The organism is Brevundimonas sp. KM4, from assembly GCF_000964075.1.
Taxonomy (GTDB): Bacteria; Pseudomonadota; Alphaproteobacteria; order Caulobacterales; family Caulobacteraceae; genus Brevundimonas; species Brevundimonas huaxiensis.
On the sequence record NZ_JZRG01000022.1, the window covers coordinates 74,231 to 96,637 of the forward strand.

Below are 22,407 nucleotides of genomic sequence, written 5' to 3' on the forward strand. Positions count from 1 at the left end.
CCGTCGGAATGGGGTCGCCGCTGTCCTTGTTTCTGATGTGCCTGACCTACGGCGTCATGGCCCTTCTGCTTTGGAAGGGTCGTATGCCGGAGCGGATCGCCCTGGTCGCACTGGTCGTCCTCAACTGGGGCACGCCATTGGTCGATCACCTGTTCATCGGGCATTTCCGGTGGGGGGTGGCGATCCTGTCGGTGTCCATGTTCTGTCTGCTGGTCGGTCTGGCGCTCCGTTACGACCGATGGTGGCTGCTTCTCGCCGCCGGCGCCCAGCTCATCGCGGTTTCGACCCATCTGGCCGGCATCGCCGGTTCCGACGCCCTGCTGTGGTCGATCGTATCGACCCGAATGGTCGTCTGGTTCGAGCTCCTTCTCCTCGCCCTCTTGGGCGTCTGGGAGGCCCAATGCGCCCCCTACGCCCGTCCCAAATCAGCGCCCGCATCGATCCGGGCGCTACAGAAAGTCTGAATGTCATGAATATCCAAACCGCCCCCGCCTTCATGCCGCTTTTCCGCTCGTGGCTGGAAACGGCCAATCTGGCGAAACAGGTCGGATCGTCATCGCTGTCCGCCAGCGGCGAGAACCTTCTTGTCGAACTGGATCTGACGCCGATGGAAGCGGCGGAAACCACGCTTCTCGATCACGCCCCGACCTCGGCCGTCGAGGCGGTCTGCATGATCGAGATCATCCGCCAGAGCCTGTCCGACGCCGGCCGTTCGGACGGACGCGATGCGCGCGCACTGGACGCCATCCAGTCATGGTTGGCAGGCGCGGCTCTCGACGGAGCCGACCATCGCGACGAGGTTGAGCAGTTGCTGAAAAGCGCCAGCAACCGGGCCTGATCAGCCGCGCAGGCCCTTGGCCACGGTCAGAAGGGCGTCGCGTTGAGCGGCGTCCTTGATGCCGCGGAAGGCCGCCAGCAGTTCGGCGACGCCGGGTGCGGCCAGGGCCAGCTCGTCGCCCTCGGCCGTTTCAAGTTCGCCCAACAGGGCTGCGCCGGTCGATTTCAGCACTGAGGCGATCTGCAGCAGACGGGCGGCCGAGACGCGGTTCACGCCCCGCTCGTACTTCTGGATCTGCTGGAAGGTCACGCCTGCGCCGGCGGCCAGTTGCGCCTGGGTGATACGCAGTTCCTCACGACGGGTGCGGATGCGTCCGCCGATGGCGATGTCTACGGGATCAACTGCGTCGTTCATGTCGGCCTGCGGGCATAGATAATGCGGCGCCATGGCCCCAAAACACCGATCCCGTCAAGCCAAAGCTGCTCAGCTAGGGATTGCTACGTGCGCTATAGCTGACGATTCAACCTTGAGGATATATTTCGGCGCTTCATGCGCCGCCTCCCGCGCGAATCGCGCTCGGAGAAGTGGTGCCGCTTAGGTGACTCGAACACCTGACCCCATCATTACGAATGATGTGCTCTACCGGCTGAGCTAAAGCGGCCCGGTTGCGACGGACGAAGCTGTCCGCGCGAGACGGGCTCTTTATACGGCCGGATCGCGCTTGCCAAGCGCCGCGTTCAAGATCGTGAGCAATGCGGTCTCGTCGGGCGATTTTGCCACAACGGGCGTCAGGCCGTGCGTGACGAACGGGGCTGCGGCGGCGGGAGAGATGCAGGCGAGGACCGCGTGCACCAGGACGTCGTGACTACGTTTGGCGAGGGCGTGCCCGGCGCGGGGGGAGTGGATCAGAACGGCGTCGAGCGGCGCGGGCGCTTCGGCTGACGTTTCGATGGCGCGATACACCGTCAGCGACTGGATCGACACGTTGCGGGCGCCGGCGGCGGCGAGGGCGGCGGTGAAATCGCCGGCGGGGGTTTCGGCTTGGGGGACCAGGACGGCGGCGTCGGCGATGGCGCCGGCGATCAGACGGGCGAGGGCGTGCAGGTCGCCGGAAGCGGAGCGAACATCGGCGAAGCCCGCATCGTGGGCGGCCTGGGCGGTCGCATCGCCTACGGCGAGGACCTGCAGGTCGCGGCGGGGCGTGAGGGCGGCGAAGGCGACGACGCCGTTGATGCTGGTGAAGGCCAGGGCGGCGAACGGCGCCAGATCGGGAACCGGCGGGGTCAGGTGTTCGATCGCCAGCAGGGGCGCGACGATCGGCTCGAACCCCATGTCGCGCAGGCGGGCGGCGGTGCGTGCGGCGCCCGGTTGGGCGCGGGTGATCCAGACGCGGGGTGACGTGAGGCTCATCCGTCCACGGTCGCGGGATCGACTTCCTGATCGCCGGCCGAGGCGTGGACCTCTCCGCCCATGCGTTGGCCCAGTGCGCGCGCGTCGGCTTCGGTCGGTTGGAAAAGGTCGCCGACGCGGCGCCAGCGGGCGGAGCCGTCCGGGCTGAGCATTTCGGTGGTCAGATGCAGGGTGTCGTGTTCGATGCGGGCGTAGGCGCCGACGGCAGTGCGGCACGATCCTTCCAGCGCCGTCATGGCCCCGCGCTCGGCGGCGATGCACAAGGCAGTCTCGGGGTGATTCAGGGCGGCGACCCATTGGGTGCTCAGGGGCGCGTCGATGTCGGCGGCGCGCGTTTGGATCGCCAGGGCGCCCTGGCCCGGCGCGGGCAGGAAGCTGTCCAGCGACAGCTTCTCGCGGATATGGGCGGTGACGCCCAGGCGCGTCATGCCCGAGACGGCCAGAAGGATGGCGTCGAAATCGCCATCGGCCGCGCGACGTAGCCGGGTGTCGATGTTTCCGCGCAGCATTTCGACCTTCAGGTCGGGCCGCAGGGCCAGCGCCTGGGCCTGGCGACGCAGGCTGGCGGTGCCAAGGCGCGCGCCGAAGGGCAGGGCGTCGAAACTGTCGAAATCGCGGCTGATGAAGGCGTCGCGGGCGTCCTCGCGTTCGGGAATGGCGGCGATGCACAGTCCGTCGGGCTGTTCGGCGGGGACGTCCTTCATCGAATGGATGGCGATGTCGATCCGGCCGGCCAGCAGGGCCTCCTCGATCTCCTTGGTGAACAGCGCCTTGCCGCCGACCTCCAGCAGGCGGCGATCCTGGATGCGGTCGCCGGTGGTGACGATCTCGACCAAAGGAACGGCGGTCTCGATCTCGGCCTCGGGCACGTTCAGGGCGCGGCCGATGGCGCGCTGCATCATGCCGGATTGGGCGAGCGCCAGCTTGGAGCGTCGGGTGCCGATGCGGAGAGGAAAGGTCATGAGCGTTGCGCACCGGTCGCCGGGTCGCTACCTCGACCCGATGGAAATGTCCGCCGACTATAGCAGCGGCGCCAAGTCAGCAACTGGACGGGATGTCCGGCCGCTGACGGTGCTGGGCCTGGAGACCAGTTGCGACGAGACCGCCGCCTCGGTCGTGCGCCTGACGGGTGGTCGGGCGGAGGTGCTGTCCTCGGTCGTTCACAGCCAGATCGACGATCATGCGGCCTATGGCGGCGTGGTGCCCGAAATCGCGGCGCGCAGCCACGTCGAGATGATCGCCGAGGTCACCCGCCGCGCGATGGCCGAGGCCGATCTGGGCTATGACGGGCTGGACGGGATTGCGGCGACGGCCGGGCCGGGTCTGGTCGGCGGGGTTATGGTGGGGCTCAGCTTCGGCAAGGCGGCGGCGCTGGCGCGCGGCCTCCCGCTAGTGGCGGTCAACCATCTTGAAGGCCACGCGGTGTCGGCCCGGCTGGGTGCGGAGGTGGCCTATCCTTTCCTGCTGCTGCTGGTGTCCGGCGGCCATTGCCAGCTTCTGGAGGTGCGCGGCGTCGGCGACATGAGCCGGATCGGGGCCACCATCGACGACGCGGCCGGCGAGGCCTTCGACAAGATCGCCAAGGCCTTGGGCCTGGGTTATCCGGGCGGCCCGGCGCTGGAGCGGCTGGCCATGCAGGGCGACGGGTCCAGGATCGATCTGCCGCGCGCCCTTCTGGGCCGCAAGGATTGCGACTTCTCGTTCTCGGGGCTGAAGACGGCGGCCTTCCGCATCGCCCAGACCTGCGAGACCGAACAGGACAAGGCGGACCTGGCCGATGCGGTGCAAAACGCTATCGCGCGCCAACTGTCGGATCGGTCGGAACGGGCGCTGGCGGCCTATGCGGAGACGCATGACCACCGTCTGTTCGTGGTGGCTGGCGGGGTTGCGGCCAACAAGACCATCCGCGCGACCTTGCAGGCGACGGCGGCGAAACACGGCTTCGACTTCCTGGCGCCGCCGATGGCCTATTGCACCGACAATGCGGCGATGATCGCCCTGGCCGGGGCGGAACGGCTGGCGTTGGGCCTGACCAGCGACATTGACGTCGTCGCCCGGCCGCGATGGCCGCTGGACGAAGCGCGCGCCCTGTCCGATCCTTCGCACAAGCCGGGCCGTAAAGGCGCCAAGGCGTGAACGGTAAACAAGCCTCGGGAGGGCGTATGGAATTCCGCACGGCAGGGGTCATCGGCGCGGGCGCCTGGGGCACGGCTCTGGCGCAGGTGTGCGTTCGGGCTGGCCTGGACACGACCTTGCAGGCGCGCGAGCAGCAGTTGGTCAAGACAATGCGGGCGACGCGGGCCAACGACCTGTATCTGCCCGGCGTGCCGCTGGCCGACGAACTGAAATTCACCGCCGATCTGGCCGATCTGGGCGACTGCGACGTGATCCTGGCCGTGCCGCCGGCCCAGCACATGCGCGCGACGCTGACGGCGTTTGCGCCCCACTATCGCGCCGGCGTGCCGGTGGTGCTTTGCTCCAAGGGGGTCGAGCGCGGCACGATGAAGCTGATGACCGAGGTGCTGGCCGAGACCCTGCCGGACGCTCCCGCCGCAGTCCTCTCCGGCCCCAGTTTCGCGGGCGAGGTGTCGCGCGGCCTGCCGACCGCCGTGACCCTGGCCTGTGCCGATCAGACGCTGGGCGAGGCCTTGCTGAACACCCTGTCGGCGCCGAGCTTCCGGCCCTATCTGGCGACCGATCTGGTGGGGGCCGAGGCGGGCGGCGCGCTGAAGAACGTGCTGGCCATCGCCTGCGGCATCTCCGAGGGGCGTCAGTTGGGCCGCAGCGCCCATGCCGCTCTGATCACGCGCGGCTTTGCGGAAATGACTCGCCTCGCCGTCGCCATGGGCGGGCAGGCGGAGACGGTGGCGGGCCTGTGCGGCCTGGGCGACCTCGTCCTGACCTGCTCCAGCCCCCAGTCGCGCAACATGAGCCTGGGTCTGGCCCTGGGGCAGGGACAGACGGTCGAACAGGCTCTGGCCGGCAAACGATCGGTGGCGGAAGGCTATGAGAGCGCGCCGGCGGTTCGCGAACTGGCCGCGCGTCTGGGCGTGGAAATCCCGATCTCCGAAGGCGTCGCCGCTCTCCTTGCCGGCGAGATCGGTGTCGATGGTCTGATCGACGGCCTGCTGTCGCGCCCGCTGAAGGCCGAACGTGTCTGAAGCCGCCGAAGCGCCAGGTGAGCGCAAACGGGTCTGGAAGACGCCGCCGGGCGTGGCCCTGTGCGCCGAGGGCGACATCGCCGATCCGGGCTCGCGCGGCTTCGTGCTGCAGATCGGCGAGGCCTTCTTCCACGGCTTCGTGGTCAGGAAGGACGGTCAGGTCGCGGGTTGGGTCGATCGCTGCCCGCATGCGGGCTTTCCGATCGCGATGGAGATCGACCGGTATCTGACGCCGGACGGCGCGCTGATCCTGTGCGGCTGGCATGGGGCGGTGTTCGAACCGCTGACCGGCGAATGCAAGGGCGGCCCCTGCGCGGGCGGGCGGCTGACGCCCTGGCCGGTGACGGCCTCTGGCGGGATCGTCAGAACGGCCTGAGGCGCTTCAGCGCGCCAGTCTGCCTTTGGCCTTTTCGGCGCTGAACACGACGTCGGGATCCGGTTTCTTGATGTCGATGCTGGTGTGGCTCAGCACCGACAGGATGTAGCGGCCGATGTTCAGCCGCGCCGTCTTCTTGTCGTCAGTGGCGACGACGGTCCAGGGCGCATAGTCGCGGTCGGTCTCGTCCAGCATCCGGTCGCGGGCGTCGGAATAGGCGTCGAACCGCGCCTCGGCCTCGGCGTCCAGCGACGACAGCTTGAACTTCTTCAACGGATCCTCGCGACGTTCCTTCAGCCGCTTGGCCTGCTCCTTGCGCGAGATGTCCAGCCAGATCTTGATCAGGATGATCCCGTCGTCGGTCAGCATCCGCTCGAAGCGCGGGGCGTCGGTCATGAACTGGGCGTACTGTTCGGGCGTGCAATAGCCCATGACCGGCTCGACCCCGGCGCGGTTGTACCAGGACCGGTTGAAGATCACCGTCTCGCCCGCCGCCGGCAGGTGCGGGACATAGCGCTGGAAATACCACTGGCTGGTTTCGCGGTCGCTGGGCTTGGGCAGGGCGATGACGCGGGTCTGGCGCGGCGACATATGTTCGGTCAGGCGCTTGATCGCGCCGTCCTTGCCGGCGGTGTCGCGCCCCTCCAGCACGATGACCACGCGCGAGCCATGCTCGATGCTCCAGGCCTGGGTCTGGACGATGGCCAGCTGGATCTGCTCCAGCTCGGCGTCATAGGTGTCGGATTTCTTTCCCATGGAAAGAGAGTGGGCCGAGGGCCGGCAGAGAGCAAGGGCGAGGGAGCCGACTGCGAAGCTGGGCGTTAAGGCGCCGGGCCCGTCCGGCCTGCGAGGGGCCGAATGAAGCGCGATGTGGCGGACATGTGGAATCTGGTGTGGGAACTGGCGCTGCTGGTCTGCGCCGGCTTCGCCTTGCTGAACGCCTTTGCGCCGCCCCAGGACCTGCCGTGGAAGCCGCTGGATCTGGATCGCCCACTGGGCCGCGCGACCACCGCAAAGGTCGCCGCCTTCGACGTGCCGACCGCCGCCACGCCCGAAGCAGTCGAGGGCGCGACCGAGGCCTGTATGCAGGCGCTGCGCAATGCGGGGGTTCGGGTCGAACGCGCGCCCGACCGCGACGACGGCGGCTTCTGCGTGGTGCGCGGGGCGGTGCGGATCACGGGCGGCGAGGTGACGCCTCTGGCGCCGGCCGATGTCGTCATGCAGTGCCCGCTAGCGGTCCGCTATGTCATCTGGGATCGACAGGTGCTGCGCCCGGCCTCGCGCGACATTCTGGGCTCGGCGCCCGCGCGGGTCGACAACTACGGGACCTATTCGTGCCGCCGCATCTACGGCTCACAGGACGAGGCGGAGCGGCCCAGCGAACACGCCAAGGCCAATGCGCTGGATGTCGCAGCGGTGACCTTGAAGGACGGCCGGACCGTCAGCGTGCTGAACGACTGGCGCGGCGACGGGCCGGCGGGCGAGTCGGGCGGCCGCTTCCTGCACGCCCTGCGCGACGGGGCCTGCCAGCTGTTTTCAACGGTCCTGACGCCCGATTACAACGCCGCCCACGCCAACCATCTGCACATCGACGGGGCCGCGCGGGGCCTGTGTCGTTAAGCCTGAATGCGTCTGGTGCGACTCGCTTTGCTGTTGACCGTCTGGAAAAGCCGGGTGACAACATCGCTGCAGTCCGGATTTCGCGTGGGGTCCAAACCCGCGTTTCGCTCCTTCGCCTGAACGAGCTGTCCAGATGGATTGTCGGGTCACCTCGTGAGGGATCCGCCTGGAAAAGCGCGTTTACGGAGACGCAGACATGGCGACCGGCACGGTCAAGTGGTTCAACCCCACCAAGGGCTACGGCTTCATCCAGCCCGATAGCGGCGGCTCCGACGTGTTCGTTCACGTCACCGCCGTTCAGAAGGCCGGACTTCAGGGCCTCGATGAGAACGCCAAGGTCGAATACGAGCTGGAAAACCAGCGCGGCAAGACTTCGGCGATCGACCTCAAGGTTCTTTAAGTCGATCCAGCCTTCAAGGCTTAGAGGCGGGCGCGGGAGTTTCTCCCGCGCCCGTTTTGTTTTTTGGGCTACCGCGCTTCGCGCTGCTTGAGCCCGTCGGGCTTCGCCCTCTGTGACCGCTGCGCCAGGACGATGGCGCCCAGCACCAGGGCGCCGCCCAGGGCCTGGATCGGCGTCAGGGTCTCGCCGAAGATCCACCAGCCCAGCAGGCCCGCGACGACCGGCTGGATCAGGATGGTCACGGCCGTGACCGAGGCCGGAAGCTTGCCCAGCGCCCAGGCCACGCCGCCTTGTCCGAAGACGTGCATCACGCCCATGGCCACGCAGGCGGCCCAGCCGGCCGGTCCGGCGGGTATGACAGCCTCGCCCAGCGCCAGGGCGACAATCAGCAGCAGGGGCGCGCCCAGCAGCGTCGCCCAGAAGGTCACCCGCATCGCGCCGGCCGTGCGTCGCGCCGCCTGAACCGCCAGGAAATAGCCCGAGTACCAGACCGCCACCGACAGGGAGAACACGTCGCCCAGCATCGGATTGGTCCCCTGTCCGCCGTCCGCGCCCGCCGCCATGGCGAAGGCGCCGCCCATGGCCAAGGCCAGGGCCAGGATGAACAGCCGGTGCGGCCGCTCCTTCAGGACGAACCAGCCGAACAGGGTCACGACAACCGGCGTCAGGTTGCACAGCACCGTCGCGTTTGCGACCGAAGTCATGACGATGCCGTAGTGCCAGAAGCTGAGGTCCAGGGCGAAGAATAGGCCCGCCAGCAGCGCCCATTTTGACGGCGCGCCAACGCCGCCCGGCTCGCGCGCCGCCAGGATCGTCAGCAGGGGTAAGGCGAACAGGAACCGCCAGAACCCCGCCGCCGCCGGCCCCGTCTCGGTCAACCGCACCAGAATGGGCGCCAGGCCCAGCACGCTGGCGGCGATCAGCAGAACGATCAGCGCGAAGGCGCGCGAGGAGGGGCGAAAGGCCAGGGCGGACATGGCCCGGCTCTTACGACGCCCTGCGACCTGACGCCACAGGCGCCGTTGGCTCTGACCTCAAACGAGCGGGTCGATGCGCGCCCGCAGCACGACGCTGAGGCCCGGCGCGCGATCGCGATAGTCGATCGTCCCGTCCAACTGACCGACCAGGCTCTTGATCATCATCGAGCCGAACCCCTTGCCGGCCAGATGCCCGCCAGCGCCCTCGTCCTCCACCGTCATGCGGAAGAAGGCGCCGTCTTCTTCGAACCGAATGCAGAGCGGGCCGGGCTTGCCGCCATAGGCGTATTTCTGGGCGTTGATGATCAGTTCGGTCAGGATCAGGCCGATGGTGATGGCGCGGCCCGGCTCGATGCAGACGGGATCCAGGTCCGTCTCCAGGGCCGCAACCCAGTCGGGCCCCATGCTGGAGCCCAGATCGCCGATCAACTCGCCGATATAGCGGCTCATGTCGATGGTCGTGACCTGGTCGCTCAGATAGAGCCGACTGTGGACGGCGGACACGGCGCGCACGCGACGGCGCGCCTCGTTCAGCGCCATCGCGGCCGATCCGCCCGCCTGTTCTCGCGCCTGAAGGCCCAGGAAGCTGGACACCAGCGTCAGGCTGTTCTGAACCCGGTGGTTTACCTCGCGGATCAGATATTGCTGCTGCTCCAGCCGCAGATCGCGCTCGGACAGGCGGTCCTGCAGGGATCGGTTCAGCCGGCGGATCTGATGGACGGCGGCATAGTCGGCCAGGGCGTCCCTCAGCCGCGCGGCGGACTCGACGGCGGCCGGACCCCAGCGGTGCGCGCGGCCCGAGACTGTGTCCGACCAGCTTTCGAACGAGGCGCGCGGCGTCAGAATGGCGTTGGGGCCCGTCTTCTCCGCCGTCGCGGGATTGCCGGCCCAGCGCACCGTCTCCAGCACCTCCGAGCGGAACCACAGCAGCGACACCGGCTGATCGAGAGGTAGGGTGACGGCCAGCAGCCCGCTGGCGTGCGTTTTCCACGCCTCGGCGGCCGGCAGGATCGAGGACAGGTGATGCGACGAGACGGGGCGCAGGCCCGGCCGTCCCGCGACCCAGGCGGCGATGGCGCGTACGCCATCTTCGGGCGGCGTATAGCCGAAGGTCTGGATGTCGCCCTCGCTGACGATGGCCAGACCGTCCGCGCTGGTCAGCTGCATCAGGGCGTCGGCTTTTTCGCCCAGCGCCTCTCGCATCGGCCGGTCCGGCGACAGCCGCGACAGCAGTTCGTCCTCCATCCGACGCAGGCGCGTACGCTCGCGATAGAGATCGGCGTCGCTCCTGGATTTCAGCTGTCGCGCCAGATTGCGGGCCAGAGCCGTGCAGCCCACGCGCAACTCATAGGGCAGCAGTTTGGGCGAGGCGTTGTGGCAGGCCACCAGCCCCCACAGGGCGTCATCGACGATGATCGACACGGACGCCGAGGCCCGAACGTCCATATTGCGCAGATATTGCAGATGGATCGGCGACACCGAGCGCAGGCCGCTGTCACTCATGTCCAGCGGCGCCTCGCCGGGCGCAATGGGGCGCAGGGGCTGGGGCGTGTAACGGCTATCGGGAATGACCCGCACCGGGTTGCGCAGATAAAGGGCGCGCGCCTGCTGGGGGATATCGGTGGCGGGGAAATGGTGATTTAGGAAGGAGCCGGAGCCATCGGCGCGGCTTTCGGCGACGACCTGACCCGCCTCGTCGTCTTGGAAGCGATAGATCATCACCCGGTCGAAACCGGTCAGGCGACGGAAGGCGTCCGCCGCCCGCTCGCACACCGTCTGGATCGTCACCGCCCGTTCCAGCGCGGCGCCGGCGGCGTCCAGACTGGCGATCAGATCGACGCCGAGCCGAGCCTGCTGCGAGCTCTGCTCGACCTCGATGATCATCAGATCGTTGATCGCGCCGGCGGTCGTGCCGGGCGCGCGGTGCACCACGACGTCGTATTCCAGACGATTGGTCGCGCGCCAGCGACAGGCGAAGCCGGCCTCCTGATGCGCGGCCATGGCGCGCACGGCCCGGTCGGCGACATCGCCGAGCACGTCGGCGACGGTGCGGTCGATCCAGACCTTGGGGCCGGTCAGTTCCTCGATCGCGCCCGCCCCCTGCCGGATGGTCAGGGATTGCAGATCCAGCACCAGCATGAAGCCGTGCGGCTGGATCGATTGAGGAATATGGATCGGCTCGCGATCACACTCGTTCAGCGCGGTGTCGGCCAGGTCGAGCGTCTCGGTCATGCCGCGACCTCCTGCGGCTGGGGGTGCAAGGTGCGGTGGGCGAAGGCGAAACCGTCGATGCCGCCCTTCACCACCTGATCGATCGTGACAAGGCCGCTAGCGCAGGCCCGGTCCAGCAAATCCATGAAGGCGCGCCAGCGTGCGCCGGTCTCTTCGCCATAGGGATCCAGAAAGCCGAGGCCCTCCAGATCGCGACCCTCGGCGGCCAGCCGCCGTCGTATGATCCGACCGCCCAGCATCGATCCTTCAGCCACATAGACCCATCCCAGGGCTTCGCCGGCCGAGGCGGGCGCAGCCGGACGCGCGGGCGAGGGAATGCGCTGGCCCAGTATGGTCAGGTCCTGGGCGATCCCATGCGCGCGTGATCGCGGTTCGAAATCGGCGTCCAGTTCAGCGTTCAACGCCGCCACCAGCGGATGGCTGAGCGGCTCCAGTCCGGCATGGAAGCGGTGAAACGCCGCCACGGTCGCCGCCCGCGTGGCGGGGTCCGACAGACGCGGCTCGATCCCGGCCTGGACTTCCAGGGTTTCGTGGGCTGAGGCGGTGGCTTCCCGAAGAGCGAGAAGGGCAGGGGAAGCGATCATGGGGCTCAGATTAACACACTGTCTTGTCTTGTCGATTTGCACAGGCCAGAAGGCGCGGACCACCACGGAACGGCCCAGACCGCGTGGCGTTCACCAGCGACCTTCTCATCTCCCTTTGATCGGCGGATTTTCATGAAACTGCGCGTCCGCGCCGAACTCGTCTATCGTTTCGATCCGCCGACGGACGCCATCTACAAGATCCAGGTCGCGCATTGGCCGGGCCAGGACATCCTGGAAGAGACCCTGACCTTCGACCCGCCGGTTGATTTTCACGAGGACGAGGACATCGATTTCGGCGCCCGCACACTGCGCTGCCACGTCGAGGGCGAGGTCAAGCTGACCTATGAGGCGGTGGTCGAGAACGGCGTGTTGAAGGGCCTGCCGCCCAGCGTATCCCAGCATGACTGGGGCGAGTTGCCCGCCGAGGTCCTGCCCTATCTGCAGCCCAGCCGCTATTGTCCGTCGGACCAGTTCGGCCGCTTCGTGACGCGCGAGTTCGGCGACACGGCGGGCGGCGCGCGCGTGCTGGCGATCCTGAACTGGATCACCGAGAACGTCGATTACGAGCACGGCGTGTCGGACACCGAAACCACGGCGGCGCGCACCTTCATCGACCGGGCCGGCGTGTGCCGCGACTTCACTCATTTGGGCATGACGCTATGCCGGGCTTCGGGCATTCCTGCGCGCGCGGTCAGCGCCTTCGCTCACCAACTCAGCCCGCCCGACTTCCACGCTATCTTCGAGGTCTGGCTGGACAACGGCTGGTGGCTGGTCGATCCGACGGGCCTGGCGCCGGTCGAGGGTCTGGTGCGGATCGCCTGCGGGCGCGATGCGGCGGACATCGCCTTCCTGACGACCCAGGAGCGCTGTCAGATGGTGCGCCAGTCGGTGACGGTGGCCGAGGCCTGACCGGCCGCTACTTCGCCTTCTGCGTCGCCTTGTAGGCCTGAAGCGCGTCGATCACGTCCATCTGGCGCAGCACCTTGTTCTGCGGATCGATCAGGACATGGGCGCCGGCCGGAACCGCGATCTGGCCGCGCCCGCCCGTCATGGCCACGGTCTGAACGCGCCCGTCGATCTCGACCTCCAGCGGCATAGGGAAGACGCCGCCGTCGCCCGTCGCCCATTCTAGCTTCAGCACATCGCCGTCGCGGGTCTGGCTCAGCACCGGCAGGGCGGCGTTGTAGAGATAGCCGCGGAAAAACCAGCCATAGTCCTGGCCCGTGATGTCATTGATGATCGCGACGAAGTCGCCGGTGGATCGGTACAACGGCGCGAAATTGCCCGGCCGGGGATCGGGTCGGCCATAGACCAGGCGGGTGACCGCCTGATGGAAGGCGGCGTCGCCGATCAGCATCCGCAGCGAATGGCTGATCAACGAGCCCTTGTTGTAGATGTCGAGACCCGGCCCGGCATCGCCCTTGTAGACCTCGTCTTCCGTCTTGGGCGTGCCTGAGACGACGGGATATGTGTTGATCAGACCCTCGCGCTGATTGGCCAGTTCGCGGTGCATGTAGCGGTCGCCCAGCAACCATCGCGCATAGAGCGGCTGCATATAGCTGCCCAATCCTTCGTGCAGCCACATGTCGTCGGCGTTCTGGTTGGTCAGCTGGTTGCCGAACCATTCGTGGGCGAACTCGTGCTGCAACAGCCAGTCATAGCCGCGACCGTCGATCTTGTAGCCGTTGCCGTAGGCGTTGATCGTCTGGTGCTCCATGCCCAGGTGCGGGGTCTCGACCACCCCCATCTTCTCATCGCCGAAGGGATAAGGTCCGACGGTGGCTTCGAAGAAGTCCAGCATCTTCGGGAACTGGGCGAACAGGCCCTGGACTTGTTCGGGGGTGTCCGATTTCAGATGCCAGTAGCGCATCGGGATCGTGTTGCCGAACCGGCTGGCGTAATCGCCCGACACCTCTTCATAGGGCCCGACGTTCAGCGCGATGGCATAGGTGTTGGGCGATTTCGCCGACCAGTTCCAGGTGGTCCAGCCGTCGCCGTGATCGACCTTGCCCAGGAAGCGGCCGTTGGACGGGGCCGACAGGGCGGATGGGACGGTGATGTGCAGGTCGACCCGGCCCGGTTCGCCGTGCGGGCTGTCGATGCATGGCCAGAAGATGTCGCAGCCCTCGCCCTGAACCGCCGTGGCGATCCACGGCTCGCCCGACGGCGCGGTGGACCAGACGAAGCCGCCGTCCCACGGCGCCCGGGGCGCCACGCGCGGCTGGCCGGCATAGGCGACGCGCAGGGAGACCGACCGGCCCGTGGCCAGGGTCTCGGGCAGCAGCACCGTCAGCCGGCCTTCGGGGTTGGACCAGCGATCGACAGCGACCTCGACCCCGTCGATCTGGACCGAGGAAATGGTCAGCAGAGTGTCCAGTTCGACGACCAGAGCGGTCAGGGGCGCCTTGGCGGTGAAGTCCAGCACGGCGACCGCGTCGATGGCCTTGTCGTCAGGCAGGACCTTGATCGACAAATCGGCCTTGTCGAACTGCATCGCCTGCTGTTCGGGCGTCAGCGGCTGATCGGTGGCCAGGGTGAAGGCGGTCGATTCGCACGGCGTCGGCGCCGGCTGGGCCACGGTGGCGCAGGCCGACAAAGTCAGGGCGCTGGTCGCGGCCAAAAGCAAAATCTTGATGCGCATGAAGCCGTCCCCCGTCTGAGGCTGCAGGCTAGCGCGAGCGGGCAATGGCGCAAAGAAAAAGGCCGGTGTTTCCACCGGCCTCTTCCAGAACTCTATGTCGCGGTCGCCGATCAGGCGGCGGCTTGTTCGGCCAGCTTGGCGCGAATCTGGCGCTTGATGCGCTGAGCGGCGATCGACAGCTGCTCGTCGCGAGCCTTGACGATGAAGACGTCCAGGCCGCCCTTGTAGTCCAGGGTGCGCAGCGCGGCGTTCGAGATGCGCAGGCTGAACGTCTGGCCCAGGGCTTCCGACGTGACCTTGACCGTCTTCAGCGACGGCAGGAAGCGGCGCTTGGTCTTGATGTTCGAGTGGCTCACGTTGTGGCCGACCATGGGGCCGATACCGGTGAGTTCGCAACGACGCGACATCGTCAGATCCTTAAGGTGCGGCGTCCGGCCCGAGCGTGGGAGAGGACGCATGAAACAGTTGCGCGCGGGAACCAGCCCGCGCGAGAGGGGGCCGTATAAGGGAAGAGGCGGTTCGGCGTCAAGCCGAGTCTGGGCCCATCGTCCCCACGCCTCGTTCAGCCGTCATTCAAATGCCGCCCTGTATGGCCCATATGATGACGACCCCAAAAGAGACCCAAGCAGAACAGAAGGCTTCCATGTCCCGTCCGTCCTTGATCGATCGCCTGCCCAAGCGTGCGCTCGCCGTCGTGGCCCCGGTGATGGCCGGCGGCTTCATGCTGGCCTCGCCCGCCATCGCCCCGGCCCAGACCGCCGCCCAGTCCGAAGTCCTGCCCGGCTATTGGGAATACACCACCAGCGCGGTGGGCCAGCGCGACACCGAGCAGAAGTGCGTGCGGCCCAGCGAGATCAACCGCTTCTTCGGCGGCCTGTCGACCAACAAGTGGCGCTGCACCTATCCGACCCGCGCGGTCGGCAACGGCAACGCCCGCTTCGAGGGAACCTGCCAGGATCGCAAGGGCCGTCGCATCGCCGTTCGCCTGAATGGGACCTACACGGAAACCAGCTTCAGCTTCCGCGGCGGCGCCCAGATCGTGCGCGGCACGCCCTATATCCCCGCCAGCATCACGGCGCGCCGCATCAGCGCCCAGTGCCCGGCCAACGCCGAATACTTCTGACAGCGGCTCTGCGACGCATCAAAAAAGGCCCCGGATCGCTCCGGGGCCTCTTCTTTAGTCCGAAACTGAAGCTTAGGCGGCTTCGGCGGTCGGGACCGGCTTCTTGGCGCTGAGCGACTTGGCAAGCAGCTCGACGGCGGCGTCCTTGTCGATCTTGTTGGCGGCCGCGACTTCGCGCGCCATGCGGTCCAGGGCCGATTCATAGAGCTGGCGCTCCGAATAGGACTGTTCCGGCTGGGTGTCGGCGCGGTGCAGGTCGCGGACCACTTCGGCGATGGAGATCAGGTCGCCGGAGTTGATCTTGGCTTCGTATTCCTGGGCGCGACGCGACCACATGGTGCGCTTGATGCGCGCGCGGCCCTTCAGTGTGGTCAGGGCCTTGGTCACGACGTCGTCGGCGGCCAACGAACGCAGACCGGCCGTCACGGCCTTCTTGGTCGGGACGCGCAGGGTCATCTTTTCGTGGTCGAAGGTCACGACATAGACCTCCAGCGACATGCCCGCGACTTCTTGGGTCTCGATCGCCGCCACCTTGCCGACGCCGTGCGCCGGATAGACGACCGCGTCGCCAACCTTGAACTCCAGACCAGTCTTGCTCGTCATAATCGTCCTTTCCCGGTCAGGGCCGGGCGAAACGAAGGCGCAGGAAACGCAAACAGGATCTCATCCGCCGGATCGCTCCGTCGGAGGAGATGATGTCAGGCGTCAAAAGCGGAAACGGATCACCAAACCTCTGGCCGATCCCGTCTAGGGCGGGATTCTGTCGCAAACACGGGCGGCGCGAAGATTTCGCGGACCGCCCGATCCAATGAAACAGAACCTATCACAAATCTGCGGAATTTCAAAACGTCCACAGGGCGGACGTGCAAATGCGGCAAGGCTTGAGCGCCGCCAGTCCTGAAATCAGGAACCCTTGCCCGGCTTGGGGCTGAAGTATTTCTCGTATTTGCCCGTTTCGCGCTCGTACTGCTCGCGATCGGCGGGGGGCGTGCCCTTGACGGTGATGTTGGGCCAGACCTTGGCGTATTCCGCGTTGACCTGAAGCCATTTGCCGTCGGGCTCGTCCTCGGTGTCCGGCACGATGGCGTCGACCGGGCATTCCGGTTCGCACACGCCGCAGTCGATGCATTCGTCGGGTGCGATCACCAGAAAGTTCTCGCCTTCGTAGAAACAGTCCACAGGACACACCTCGACGCAGTCCATGAACTTACATTTCACGCAGGCGTCGGTGACGATGTAGGTCATTGGGCGAAAAACGGGTGTCGGTCTGTGGGCGGGAGGCCTGCGACATGGCGGCCACGCAACCAACTGTCAACAGCGCGGCTTAAGGCGAGAGCCATTCGCAGCGCCTTGACAGAACGGCGCCTAATCGCAACTGTATTGATTGCATATCCGCCCCATCGACAGGAAATCCCTATGCGCACCTCCTTCATGAAATACGCCGTCGCCGGCGCGGCCGCCCTCAGCCTGGTCGCAGGCGGCGCGGTCGTGGCTCAGGCCGCTCTGACCAAGAACCCCGCCGAGGTCACCTCCGGGACCTACGATCTGGATTCCGGCCACGGCAAGATCACCTGGTCGGTCAATCACTTCGGTCTTTCGACCTATACGGGCCAGTTCGTGAACGTGAAGGCGGTGCTGAAGCTGGACCCGGCCAACCCCTCGGCCTCGACGCTGACCGCGACGATCCCGCTGACCGACGTGGCGCCCAACGACGACCGTCTGAAGGCCCACCTTCAGACCGCCGACTTCTTCGACACCGCTAAATATCCGACGGCAACCTTCGTCTCGCGCTCGGTCACGGTCGACGCCGATGACGCCAACGAGGCGACCGTGGTTGGCGATCTGACCCTGAAGGGCGTGACCAAGCCCGTCACCATCGAGGTCGAGTTCAACGGCGCCGGAACCGTCATGGGCGCCTACAAGGCCGGCTTCGACGGCGAAGCCACCATCAAACGCTCGGACTTCGGCATCAACTACGCCCTGCCGGCCGTCTCCGACGAGGTGAAGCTGCACATTGAAGGCGAGTTCGTCATTCAGAAGTAGGGCCTGCCGCGCTTCGCGTGACTTGAGGCGGCTCTTTTAAGCCTACCGCGCTGCGCGCGACTTGAGGCCATTTAGACCGTCAGCGAATACAGGGCGCGGGCCTCCTCTGCGGGTCCGCGCCTTTCGCCCAGCCCCTCGACCTTCAGGCTGGTGACGCGTCCGTTCTGGGCGAAGGTCAGCAGGTCGCCGACGTGAACGCACCGGCTGGGCTTGTCGAGCCGCGTCTCGCGCCCCTGATGCGTCAGCCGCACCGCACCCCGCTCCACCAGACCGGCCGCCAGGCCGCGCGTCTTTACGAACCGCGCGCGCCACAGCCAGATGTCGATGCGACAGGCGTTCTCGTTCAAGCCTTCGCCTTTCGACGCGGACGACGACGCTTGGGCCGCGCCGGGGGCGCCTCCGTCAGGGCGGCGAGGGCGGCGAAGGGCGAGTCCTTGACGATCTTGGGCGCTGCGCCCGGCTTGTCGGGCAGGCGGGCGCGTTCGATCTTCAAGGCGGCGATGATCTGTTTGGCCTGATCGGCGCGCCAGCCCAGATCGGTCAGGGCCTCGTCGGACAGTCGGCCGTGATTGGCGGCCCGCAGCTCGGCCATCTTCTCCAGCGTCTCGACCGGCGCCAGCCACCGTCCCGCCAATCGTAATCCATGCGCGGACAACAGACGCGCCGAGGGCGGCTCCACCGGCGCGGGGATCAGATCGGGCGTGGCCGGGATCAGCGGCGCGGCGACAAAGGCCTGGGCGAAATGGCGGGCGCGCGGCTTCTGAAGGCCAGGCAGCCAAACCGAATGCCCCCCGATGCGGATGGCGAAACTGCGCAGCGTGCGGCGCTCGACCTGACTGAGCGCGGCCAGATCGCGCTCGACCTCGCGCCGGTCGATCACGCCGCCGGCCTCGATCAGACGGAAGGCGATGCCGCGCGGAAGGCCCTTGAGCGCGCCACTCTCGACCGCCTGACGCAGCCGTCGCAGATCACGCAACGCACGGCCCGCTTCCGCCGCCAGCCACGCCTCGATCCGGCGCTGGGCGCGCTCGCGGGCGGGCGTCGGTCCCAGATCGCCGAGCAGGCGCACGGAGGGCGTAAAGGGATCGACCCCCTGCGGCGTCGCATTGATCTGCGCCGTCAGCACGCCGCGCCACAGCACCGCCCCGTCCGGCGTGACCGAAAACCCGTCGTCGGTCTCGGCCGCCAGACGCCCCAGCCGTCGATTGATCTCGGGCGTCACCGCACGCACGGCGGCCTGGCGCAGGGTGCGATCCTCCAGAGCCGAAGAGCCCTTCTCCATCTGGAACCGCACGCCCTCCAGCTGGCCGACGACCTGACCCTTGACGGTGACCTCCCCGTCTTCGGCGACGCCAGCAAACGTGTCTTCGCGCACGTTCAGCGCCCGCATCAGGGCGGTGGTTCGGCGATCCACGAACCGGGCGGTCAGCCGCTCGTGTAGTACGTCGGACAGCCGGTCCTCGAGCGCGCGGGTCTTGTCGCGCCAGCCTTGCGCGTCGTGAACCCAGTCCGGCCGGTTGGCGATGTAGGACAGGGTGCGCACTGCCGACAGCCGCGCCGACAGCTGGTCGATCTGACCGTCGTCGCGATCCACGAAGGCGAAGCGCGGCGCCATCCAGTCGTCGGTCAGCCGGCCGCGCTTGCCGGTCAGGGCGTGGAAGACGTCCTTGGCCAGCCGGGCGTGTTCATCCAGCGTCGTCTTCTGGAAGTCGGGCAACTGGCACGCCTCCCACAGACGCATGACCGCCCCGCGCGAGCGCCCGATGCGGGCCACCTCCTCGTCCTTGATCAGGCGACGCAGCAGGGTCTCGTCCAGCGCCTCCGCCGTTAGGCTCAGCCCCGAACGCTGGGGCGTCACCGTCAGCGAGCGCAGCAGATCGGGCAGGGTGTCGAAATCCAGCCGGGCGTTCCGCCACTCCGCCGCCTCGATCGGATCGAACCGATGCTCGACCACCTGTTCGACCAGGTCGGGGTCCAGATCCTCGGCCTCGGCCGTGACGCCGAAGGTGCCGTCGCGCAGATGCCGGCCGGCCCGCCCGGCGATCTGGCCGATCTCATGGGCGTAAAGCCAGCGGGTGCGCCGCCCGTCGAACTTTCTCAGGCCCGCGAAGGCGACATGGTCTACATCCATGTTCAACCCCATGCCGATGGCGTCGGTGGCGACCAGGAAATCGACCTCGCCCGACTGATACAGCGCCACCTGGGCGTTGCGGGTGCGGGGCGACAGACTGCCCATCACCACGGCCGCCCCGCCGCGCTGACGCCGGATCAGTTCAGCGATGGCGTAGACCCGGTCGGTCGAGAAGGCGACGATTGCGCTGCGGCGCGGCAGGCGGGTCAGCTTCTTGGAGCCCGCATAGGACAGGGTGGATAGCCGGTCGCGCGTCACGATCTCCACGTCCGGCACCAGGCGGCGGATCAGCGGCTCCATGGCGCCAGCGCCCAGGAACATCGTCTCGAACCGGCCGCGCGCGTGCAGCAGCCGCTGGGTGAAGACGTGGCCGCGTTCGGGGTCGGCGACCAGCTGGATTTCGTCGATGGCCAGAAACTCGACCGACCGCTCCAGCGGCATGGCCTCGACGGTGCAGACGAAATAGTGCGGGCGCGGCGGGACGATCTTTTCCTCGCCGGTGATCAGGGCGACGGCCGCCGCGCCGCGCTGTTTGACGATCCGCTCATAGATCTCGCGGGCCAGCAGGCGCAGGGGCAGGCCGATCATGCCCGAGGCGTGACCCAGCATCCGCTCGACCGCCAGATGGGTCTTGCCAGTGTTGGTGGGCCCCAGGACCGCAGTCACGCGGGACGGGGCGAGGCCTGCGGACCGGTCGCTCATGTCGCGACTAAGGTGGCGACGAATCTCGTCCGGCTCAAGCGTCGCCGGCGCGCATTCCGATCCGGACCAGGGTGGACAGGTTCGCGGCCTGCATTTTCGTCATCACCTTGGCGCGAAAGATTTCCACCGTGCGCGGGCTGATCTCCAGCCTTTGCGCGATTTCCTTGTTGGAACAGCCGTCGATCAGGGCGTCGAAGACCTGCCGTTCGCGCGGGGTGAGGGTGTCCAGTCGGGCCTTGGCGTCCTCGCGCGCGATCCGCTCGGCCTCCAGACTGGTCAAGGAGGCCAGGCAGCTGGAAACCGCGTCCAGCATTCGCTGCGGATCGAACGGCTTTTCGACGAAATCTACGACGCCCGCCTTCATCAACTGAACCGCCAGCGTCACCTCCCCATGACCCGTGATGACGATCACCGGCCAGGTGTCGCCGCGCAGGCTTTTCAGACGCCCGACCAGCTCGGAACCCTGAAGCCCCGGCATCCGCACATCGGTAATGACGCAGGCGCTGCGGTCTTCGGGCAGATTGTCCAGGAAGTCGTCGGCGCTGACGAAACTGCGCGCCCGATACCCAGCCCCGCGCAGCATCAGCACCAGGGCGTCGCGCATGGCGGGGTCGTCATCGATGATGAAAACGGAGTGCGGGCTCATCAGATTTCGGACTCCGTGGGACGCGGCAGACGAAACGAAAAGGTCGCTCCACCCTGAGAATTCCGGCTGACGACCAAGGTCGCGCCATGGCTCTCGACGATTGAACGCGTGACCGACAGCCCCAGACCCATGCCGCCGGCCTTCGTCGTCGCCATCGGGTGAAAGATGCTGTCGATTCTGTCTTCGGGGATGCCGTCGCCATTGTCGCACACCGCGATCTCATAGCCGTCCGCGCCCAGCGTCCGGCCGGTCACCGTCACGCGTGCGCCCTCGCGTCCGATGACGGCGTCCACGGCGTTGCGCACCAGATTGGCCAGCGCCTGCTGAATCTGGATGCGGTCGGCCAGAACCTGATCGTCGTCCTCTTCCACATCCAGAGCGATCGTCGTGTCGGTGTCCTGTCCCGTCAGGGCGAAGACCGGCGCCAGGTCGAGGACGATCAGCGAGGCGCGCTCTTCGGTAAAGGACCGCGAACCTGTCGCGACCTGTTCGCGCATGCGCCGAATGATGTCGCCCGCGCGCAGCAACTGCGTCTTGGCCAGGTCGATGGTCTTGGCCGGCCCTTCCGCGACCGTTCCCAGCCGGGTCAGTTCGGCCTGGCCGGCATGCAGATACACGGTGGCGGCGGTCAGCGGCTGGTTCAGTTCGTGGGCCAGGGTCGCGGCCATTTCCCCCATTGAGTTCAGACGCCAGACGCTGCTGAGCTTGTCGTTCAGTTCGCGCTCGCCCTTGCGGATCGTCTCGGCCTGGCTCTGATCGCCCAGCGTCAGCACGATGTGTTCGGGAGCGATGTCGTCAGGCAGGACATTGGCGTGGAGCGTCAGCGACGGCCCGGGTGTATTTATACTGCCGCTCGTCCAAGGTCCGGAGGACGGGCCCAGAACCTCGCCCCCTTGGCGAGCCTTCGCCAGGGCCGCATCGTCGAAGCCGGGCAGTAGCGATCCGAAAGGCTGCGCCATCGCCGCGTCTCGATCCACACGCAGCAGATCGGCGGCGGCCGGGGTCACGCGGCGCGTCCGCCCCTCACGATCCAGCGTCACGATCGGCGTCGTGGCCACAATGGTGTCGAGCAGCATCTCGCGCAGCGCCAAGTCACGCGTCAGGGCGCGGGCCTGTTCCAGGGCGTCGATTAGCCGACGACAGACCTCTGCGATGACCCAGGCGATGACCGCAAAAAGCGCGGCGTTGGTCGCCGCATCCAGCACGCTTTCGCGATGCACCAGCCACAGATTAGCCCCGATGGCCAACAGGATCGCCAGCACGACCGCCCCCCTTTTGCGCCAGCAGAGCCGTAACAATCACCGCCGGGACCAGCGGCAGATAATAGAAGTTTCCAAACGGTTCGAGCGCGCTACGAACCAGCGTCGCCACAAGGACAGCCAGGCACGCGATCAAGACCCCGCTCCACCATGTCCTGGACCTGAAGATCATGTCTTCGTGATGTTCCTGGGCCGCTGGATATATTTCACCGGAGTATGAATTGGGATGCGAGAACTCGCCAAAACTTGGGCTGACGGGCGTCGCCGCTTTTCTGACAACTTTTGTATAGGCTCGTTTCGACTACGTGAACATACGTATTCGCT

The 22,407-nt window shown here is 67.1% G+C and carries 25 protein-coding genes and 1 tRNA gene; 10 read left to right on the forward strand and 16 right to left on the reverse strand.

All coding sequences use genetic code 11. The features are described 5' to 3' along the window. The first annotated feature begins 8 nt into the window (after positions 1–8). Both VH88_RS12475 and VH88_RS12480 read left to right on the forward strand, forming a co-directional pair. Complete coding sequence (locus VH88_RS12475; RefSeq protein ID WP_045811545.1) at positions 9–464, forward strand: hypothetical protein; 456 nt, start codon at positions 9–11, stop codon at positions 462–464. Positions 465–469: 5 nt separating this feature from the next. Then, positions 470–838, forward strand: a complete 369-nt coding sequence (locus VH88_RS12480) for a hypothetical protein (protein ID WP_045811546.1) — start codon at positions 470–472, stop codon at positions 836–838. Here VH88_RS12480 and VH88_RS12485 read toward each other — a convergent pair whose 3' ends face one another. The 4 genes from VH88_RS12485 to hemC all read right to left on the reverse strand — a co-directional run bounded on the left by VH88_RS12485 (position 839) and on the right by hemC (position 3,150). Further along, a complete protein-coding gene (locus VH88_RS12485) occupies positions 839–1,192 on the reverse strand; it encodes a helix-turn-helix domain-containing protein (RefSeq protein WP_039246365.1) in 354 nt (117 codons plus the stop codon). 171 nt (positions 1,193–1,363) lie between these two features. After that, positions 1,364–1,439 (reverse strand) — tRNA-Thr (locus tag VH88_RS12490). 41 nt (positions 1,440–1,480) lie between these two features. After that, complete coding sequence (locus VH88_RS12495; RefSeq protein ID WP_045811548.1) at positions 1,481–2,188, reverse strand: uroporphyrinogen-III synthase; 708 nt, start codon at positions 2,186–2,188, stop codon at positions 1,481–1,483. Continuing rightward, complete coding sequence (hemC, locus tag VH88_RS12500) at positions 2,185–3,150, reverse strand: hydroxymethylbilane synthase (RefSeq protein WP_045811549.1); 966 nt, start codon at positions 3,148–3,150, stop codon at positions 2,185–2,187. The genes VH88_RS12495 and hemC overlap by 4 nt, the downstream gene beginning before the upstream one ends. Before the next feature lie 46 nt (positions 3,151–3,196). Here hemC and tsaD point away from each other — a divergent pair, with 46 nt between their 5' ends. From tsaD to VH88_RS12515, 3 genes are read left to right on the forward strand one after another with little or no spacing between them, the layout of a single operon-like run. Beyond that, positions 3,197–4,324 carry a tRNA (adenosine(37)-N6)-threonylcarbamoyltransferase complex transferase subunit TsaD gene (gene tsaD / locus VH88_RS12505; RefSeq protein WP_045811595.1) on the forward strand — a complete coding sequence of 376 codons (1,128 nt, stop codon included), beginning with the start codon at positions 3,197–3,199 and terminating at the stop codon, positions 4,322–4,324. Between the two features lie 26 nt (positions 4,325–4,350). Beyond that, positions 4,351–5,349, forward strand: a complete 999-nt coding sequence (locus VH88_RS12510) for an NAD(P)H-dependent glycerol-3-phosphate dehydrogenase (protein ID WP_045811550.1) — start codon at positions 4,351–4,353, stop codon at positions 5,347–5,349. Then, positions 5,342–5,725, forward strand: coding sequence for a Rieske (2Fe-2S) protein (locus VH88_RS12515; protein WP_045811551.1), 384 nt, complete (start codon positions 5,342–5,344; stop codon positions 5,723–5,725). Before VH88_RS12510 ends, VH88_RS12515 begins: the two co-directional genes overlap by 8 nt. 6 nt (positions 5,726–5,731) lie before the next feature. Here the strand turns inward: VH88_RS12515 and ppk2 are convergent, their stop codons facing one another. After that, on the reverse strand, positions 5,732–6,481 hold the full coding sequence (ppk2, locus tag VH88_RS12520; RefSeq protein ID WP_045811552.1) for a polyphosphate kinase 2: 750 nt from the start codon (positions 6,479–6,481) through the stop codon (positions 5,732–5,734). 102 nt (positions 6,482–6,583) lie between these two features. Between ppk2 and VH88_RS12525 the strand changes: the two genes are divergently transcribed. Both VH88_RS12525 and VH88_RS12530 read left to right on the forward strand, forming a co-directional pair. Continuing rightward, positions 6,584–7,345 (forward strand): extensin family protein, encoded by a 762-nt coding sequence (locus tag VH88_RS12525; RefSeq protein ID WP_045811553.1) that lies wholly within the window; start codon positions 6,584–6,586, stop codon positions 7,343–7,345. A gap of 196 nt (positions 7,346–7,541) precedes the next feature. Next, positions 7,542–7,745, forward strand: a complete 204-nt coding sequence (locus VH88_RS12530; protein ID WP_017505920.1) for a cold-shock protein — start codon at positions 7,542–7,544, stop codon at positions 7,743–7,745. Between the two features lie 68 nt (positions 7,746–7,813). Here the strand turns inward: VH88_RS12530 and VH88_RS12535 are convergent, their stop codons facing one another. The 3 genes from VH88_RS12535 to VH88_RS15420 are packed head-to-tail and all read right to left on the reverse strand — an operon-like array spanning position 7,814 to position 11,538. After that, entirely contained in the window at positions 7,814–8,722 is a 909-nt protein-coding gene (locus tag VH88_RS12535) for a DMT family transporter (RefSeq protein WP_045811554.1), read from the reverse strand. 57 nt (positions 8,723–8,779) lie between these two features. Then, on the reverse strand, positions 8,780–10,954 hold the full coding sequence (locus VH88_RS12540) for a histidine kinase dimerization/phosphoacceptor domain -containing protein (protein WP_045811555.1): 2,175 nt from the start codon (positions 10,952–10,954) through the stop codon (positions 8,780–8,782). Continuing rightward, positions 10,951–11,538: a biliverdin-producing heme oxygenase gene (locus tag VH88_RS15420; RefSeq protein WP_052689599.1), complete on the reverse strand. Its 588-nt coding sequence runs from the start codon at positions 11,536–11,538 to the stop codon at positions 10,951–10,953. Before VH88_RS15420 ends, VH88_RS12540 begins: the two co-directional genes overlap by 4 nt. Before the next feature lie 132 nt (positions 11,539–11,670). On the opposite strand from VH88_RS15420, the gene VH88_RS12550 reads away from it, so the two are divergent. Next, on the forward strand, positions 11,671–12,447 hold the full coding sequence (locus VH88_RS12550; RefSeq protein WP_039246235.1) for a transglutaminase family protein: 777 nt from the start codon (positions 11,671–11,673) through the stop codon (positions 12,445–12,447). Positions 12,448–12,454: 7 nt separating this feature from the next. Here VH88_RS12550 and VH88_RS12555 read toward each other — a convergent pair whose 3' ends face one another. Together VH88_RS12555 and rpmB are read right to left on the reverse strand one after the other, a co-directional pair. After that, entirely contained in the window at positions 12,455–14,179 is a 1,725-nt protein-coding gene (locus VH88_RS12555; RefSeq protein ID WP_045811556.1) for a M1 family metallopeptidase, read from the reverse strand. Between the two features lie 110 nt (positions 14,180–14,289). Next, a complete protein-coding gene (gene rpmB, locus VH88_RS12560) occupies positions 14,290–14,586 on the reverse strand; it encodes a 50S ribosomal protein L28 (protein ID WP_026108540.1) in 297 nt (98 codons plus the stop codon). Positions 14,587–14,822: 236 nt separating this feature from the next. Between rpmB and VH88_RS12565 the strand changes: the two genes are divergently transcribed. Continuing rightward, positions 14,823–15,302, forward strand: a complete 480-nt coding sequence (locus VH88_RS12565) for a DUF3617 family protein (protein ID WP_156146824.1) — start codon at positions 14,823–14,825, stop codon at positions 15,300–15,302. A 72-nt stretch (positions 15,303–15,374) separates the two neighbouring features. On the opposite strand, the gene VH88_RS12570 is transcribed toward VH88_RS12565, so the two are convergent. Together VH88_RS12570 and fdxA are read right to left on the reverse strand one after the other, a co-directional pair. Next, complete coding sequence (locus tag VH88_RS12570) at positions 15,375–15,905, reverse strand: CarD family transcriptional regulator (protein WP_017505911.1); 531 nt, start codon at positions 15,903–15,905, stop codon at positions 15,375–15,377. Positions 15,906–16,205: 300 nt separating this feature from the next. Beyond that, complete coding sequence (fdxA, locus tag VH88_RS12575; RefSeq protein ID WP_017505910.1) at positions 16,206–16,547, reverse strand: ferredoxin FdxA; 342 nt, start codon at positions 16,545–16,547, stop codon at positions 16,206–16,208. A 171-nt stretch (positions 16,548–16,718) separates the two neighbouring features. Between fdxA and VH88_RS12580 the strand changes: the two genes are divergently transcribed. Then, positions 16,719–17,345, forward strand: coding sequence for a YceI family protein (locus VH88_RS12580; protein WP_052689600.1), 627 nt, complete (start codon positions 16,719–16,721; stop codon positions 17,343–17,345). A 71-nt stretch (positions 17,346–17,416) separates the two neighbouring features. On the opposite strand, the gene VH88_RS12585 is transcribed toward VH88_RS12580, so the two are convergent. The 4 genes from VH88_RS12585 to VH88_RS12600 are packed head-to-tail and all read right to left on the reverse strand — an operon-like array spanning position 17,417 to position 22,086. Continuing rightward, complete coding sequence (locus tag VH88_RS12585) at positions 17,417–17,692, reverse strand: RNA-binding S4 domain-containing protein (protein WP_039246231.1); 276 nt, start codon at positions 17,690–17,692, stop codon at positions 17,417–17,419. Then, positions 17,689–20,178 carry a helicase-related protein gene (locus VH88_RS12590; RefSeq protein ID WP_045811558.1) on the reverse strand — a complete coding sequence of 830 codons (2,490 nt, stop codon included), beginning with the start codon at positions 20,176–20,178 and terminating at the stop codon, positions 17,689–17,691. Before VH88_RS12590 ends, VH88_RS12585 begins: the two co-directional genes overlap by 4 nt. A gap of 34 nt (positions 20,179–20,212) precedes the next feature. Further along, entirely contained in the window at positions 20,213–20,824 is a 612-nt protein-coding gene (gene fixJ / locus VH88_RS12595; protein WP_039246224.1) for a response regulator FixJ, read from the reverse strand. Next, positions 20,824–22,086, reverse strand: coding sequence for a sensor histidine kinase (locus tag VH88_RS12600; RefSeq protein WP_197071079.1), 1,263 nt, complete (start codon positions 22,084–22,086; stop codon positions 20,824–20,826). Before VH88_RS12600 ends, fixJ begins: the two co-directional genes overlap by 1 nt. Between the last annotated feature and the right edge of the window lie 321 nt (positions 22,087–22,407).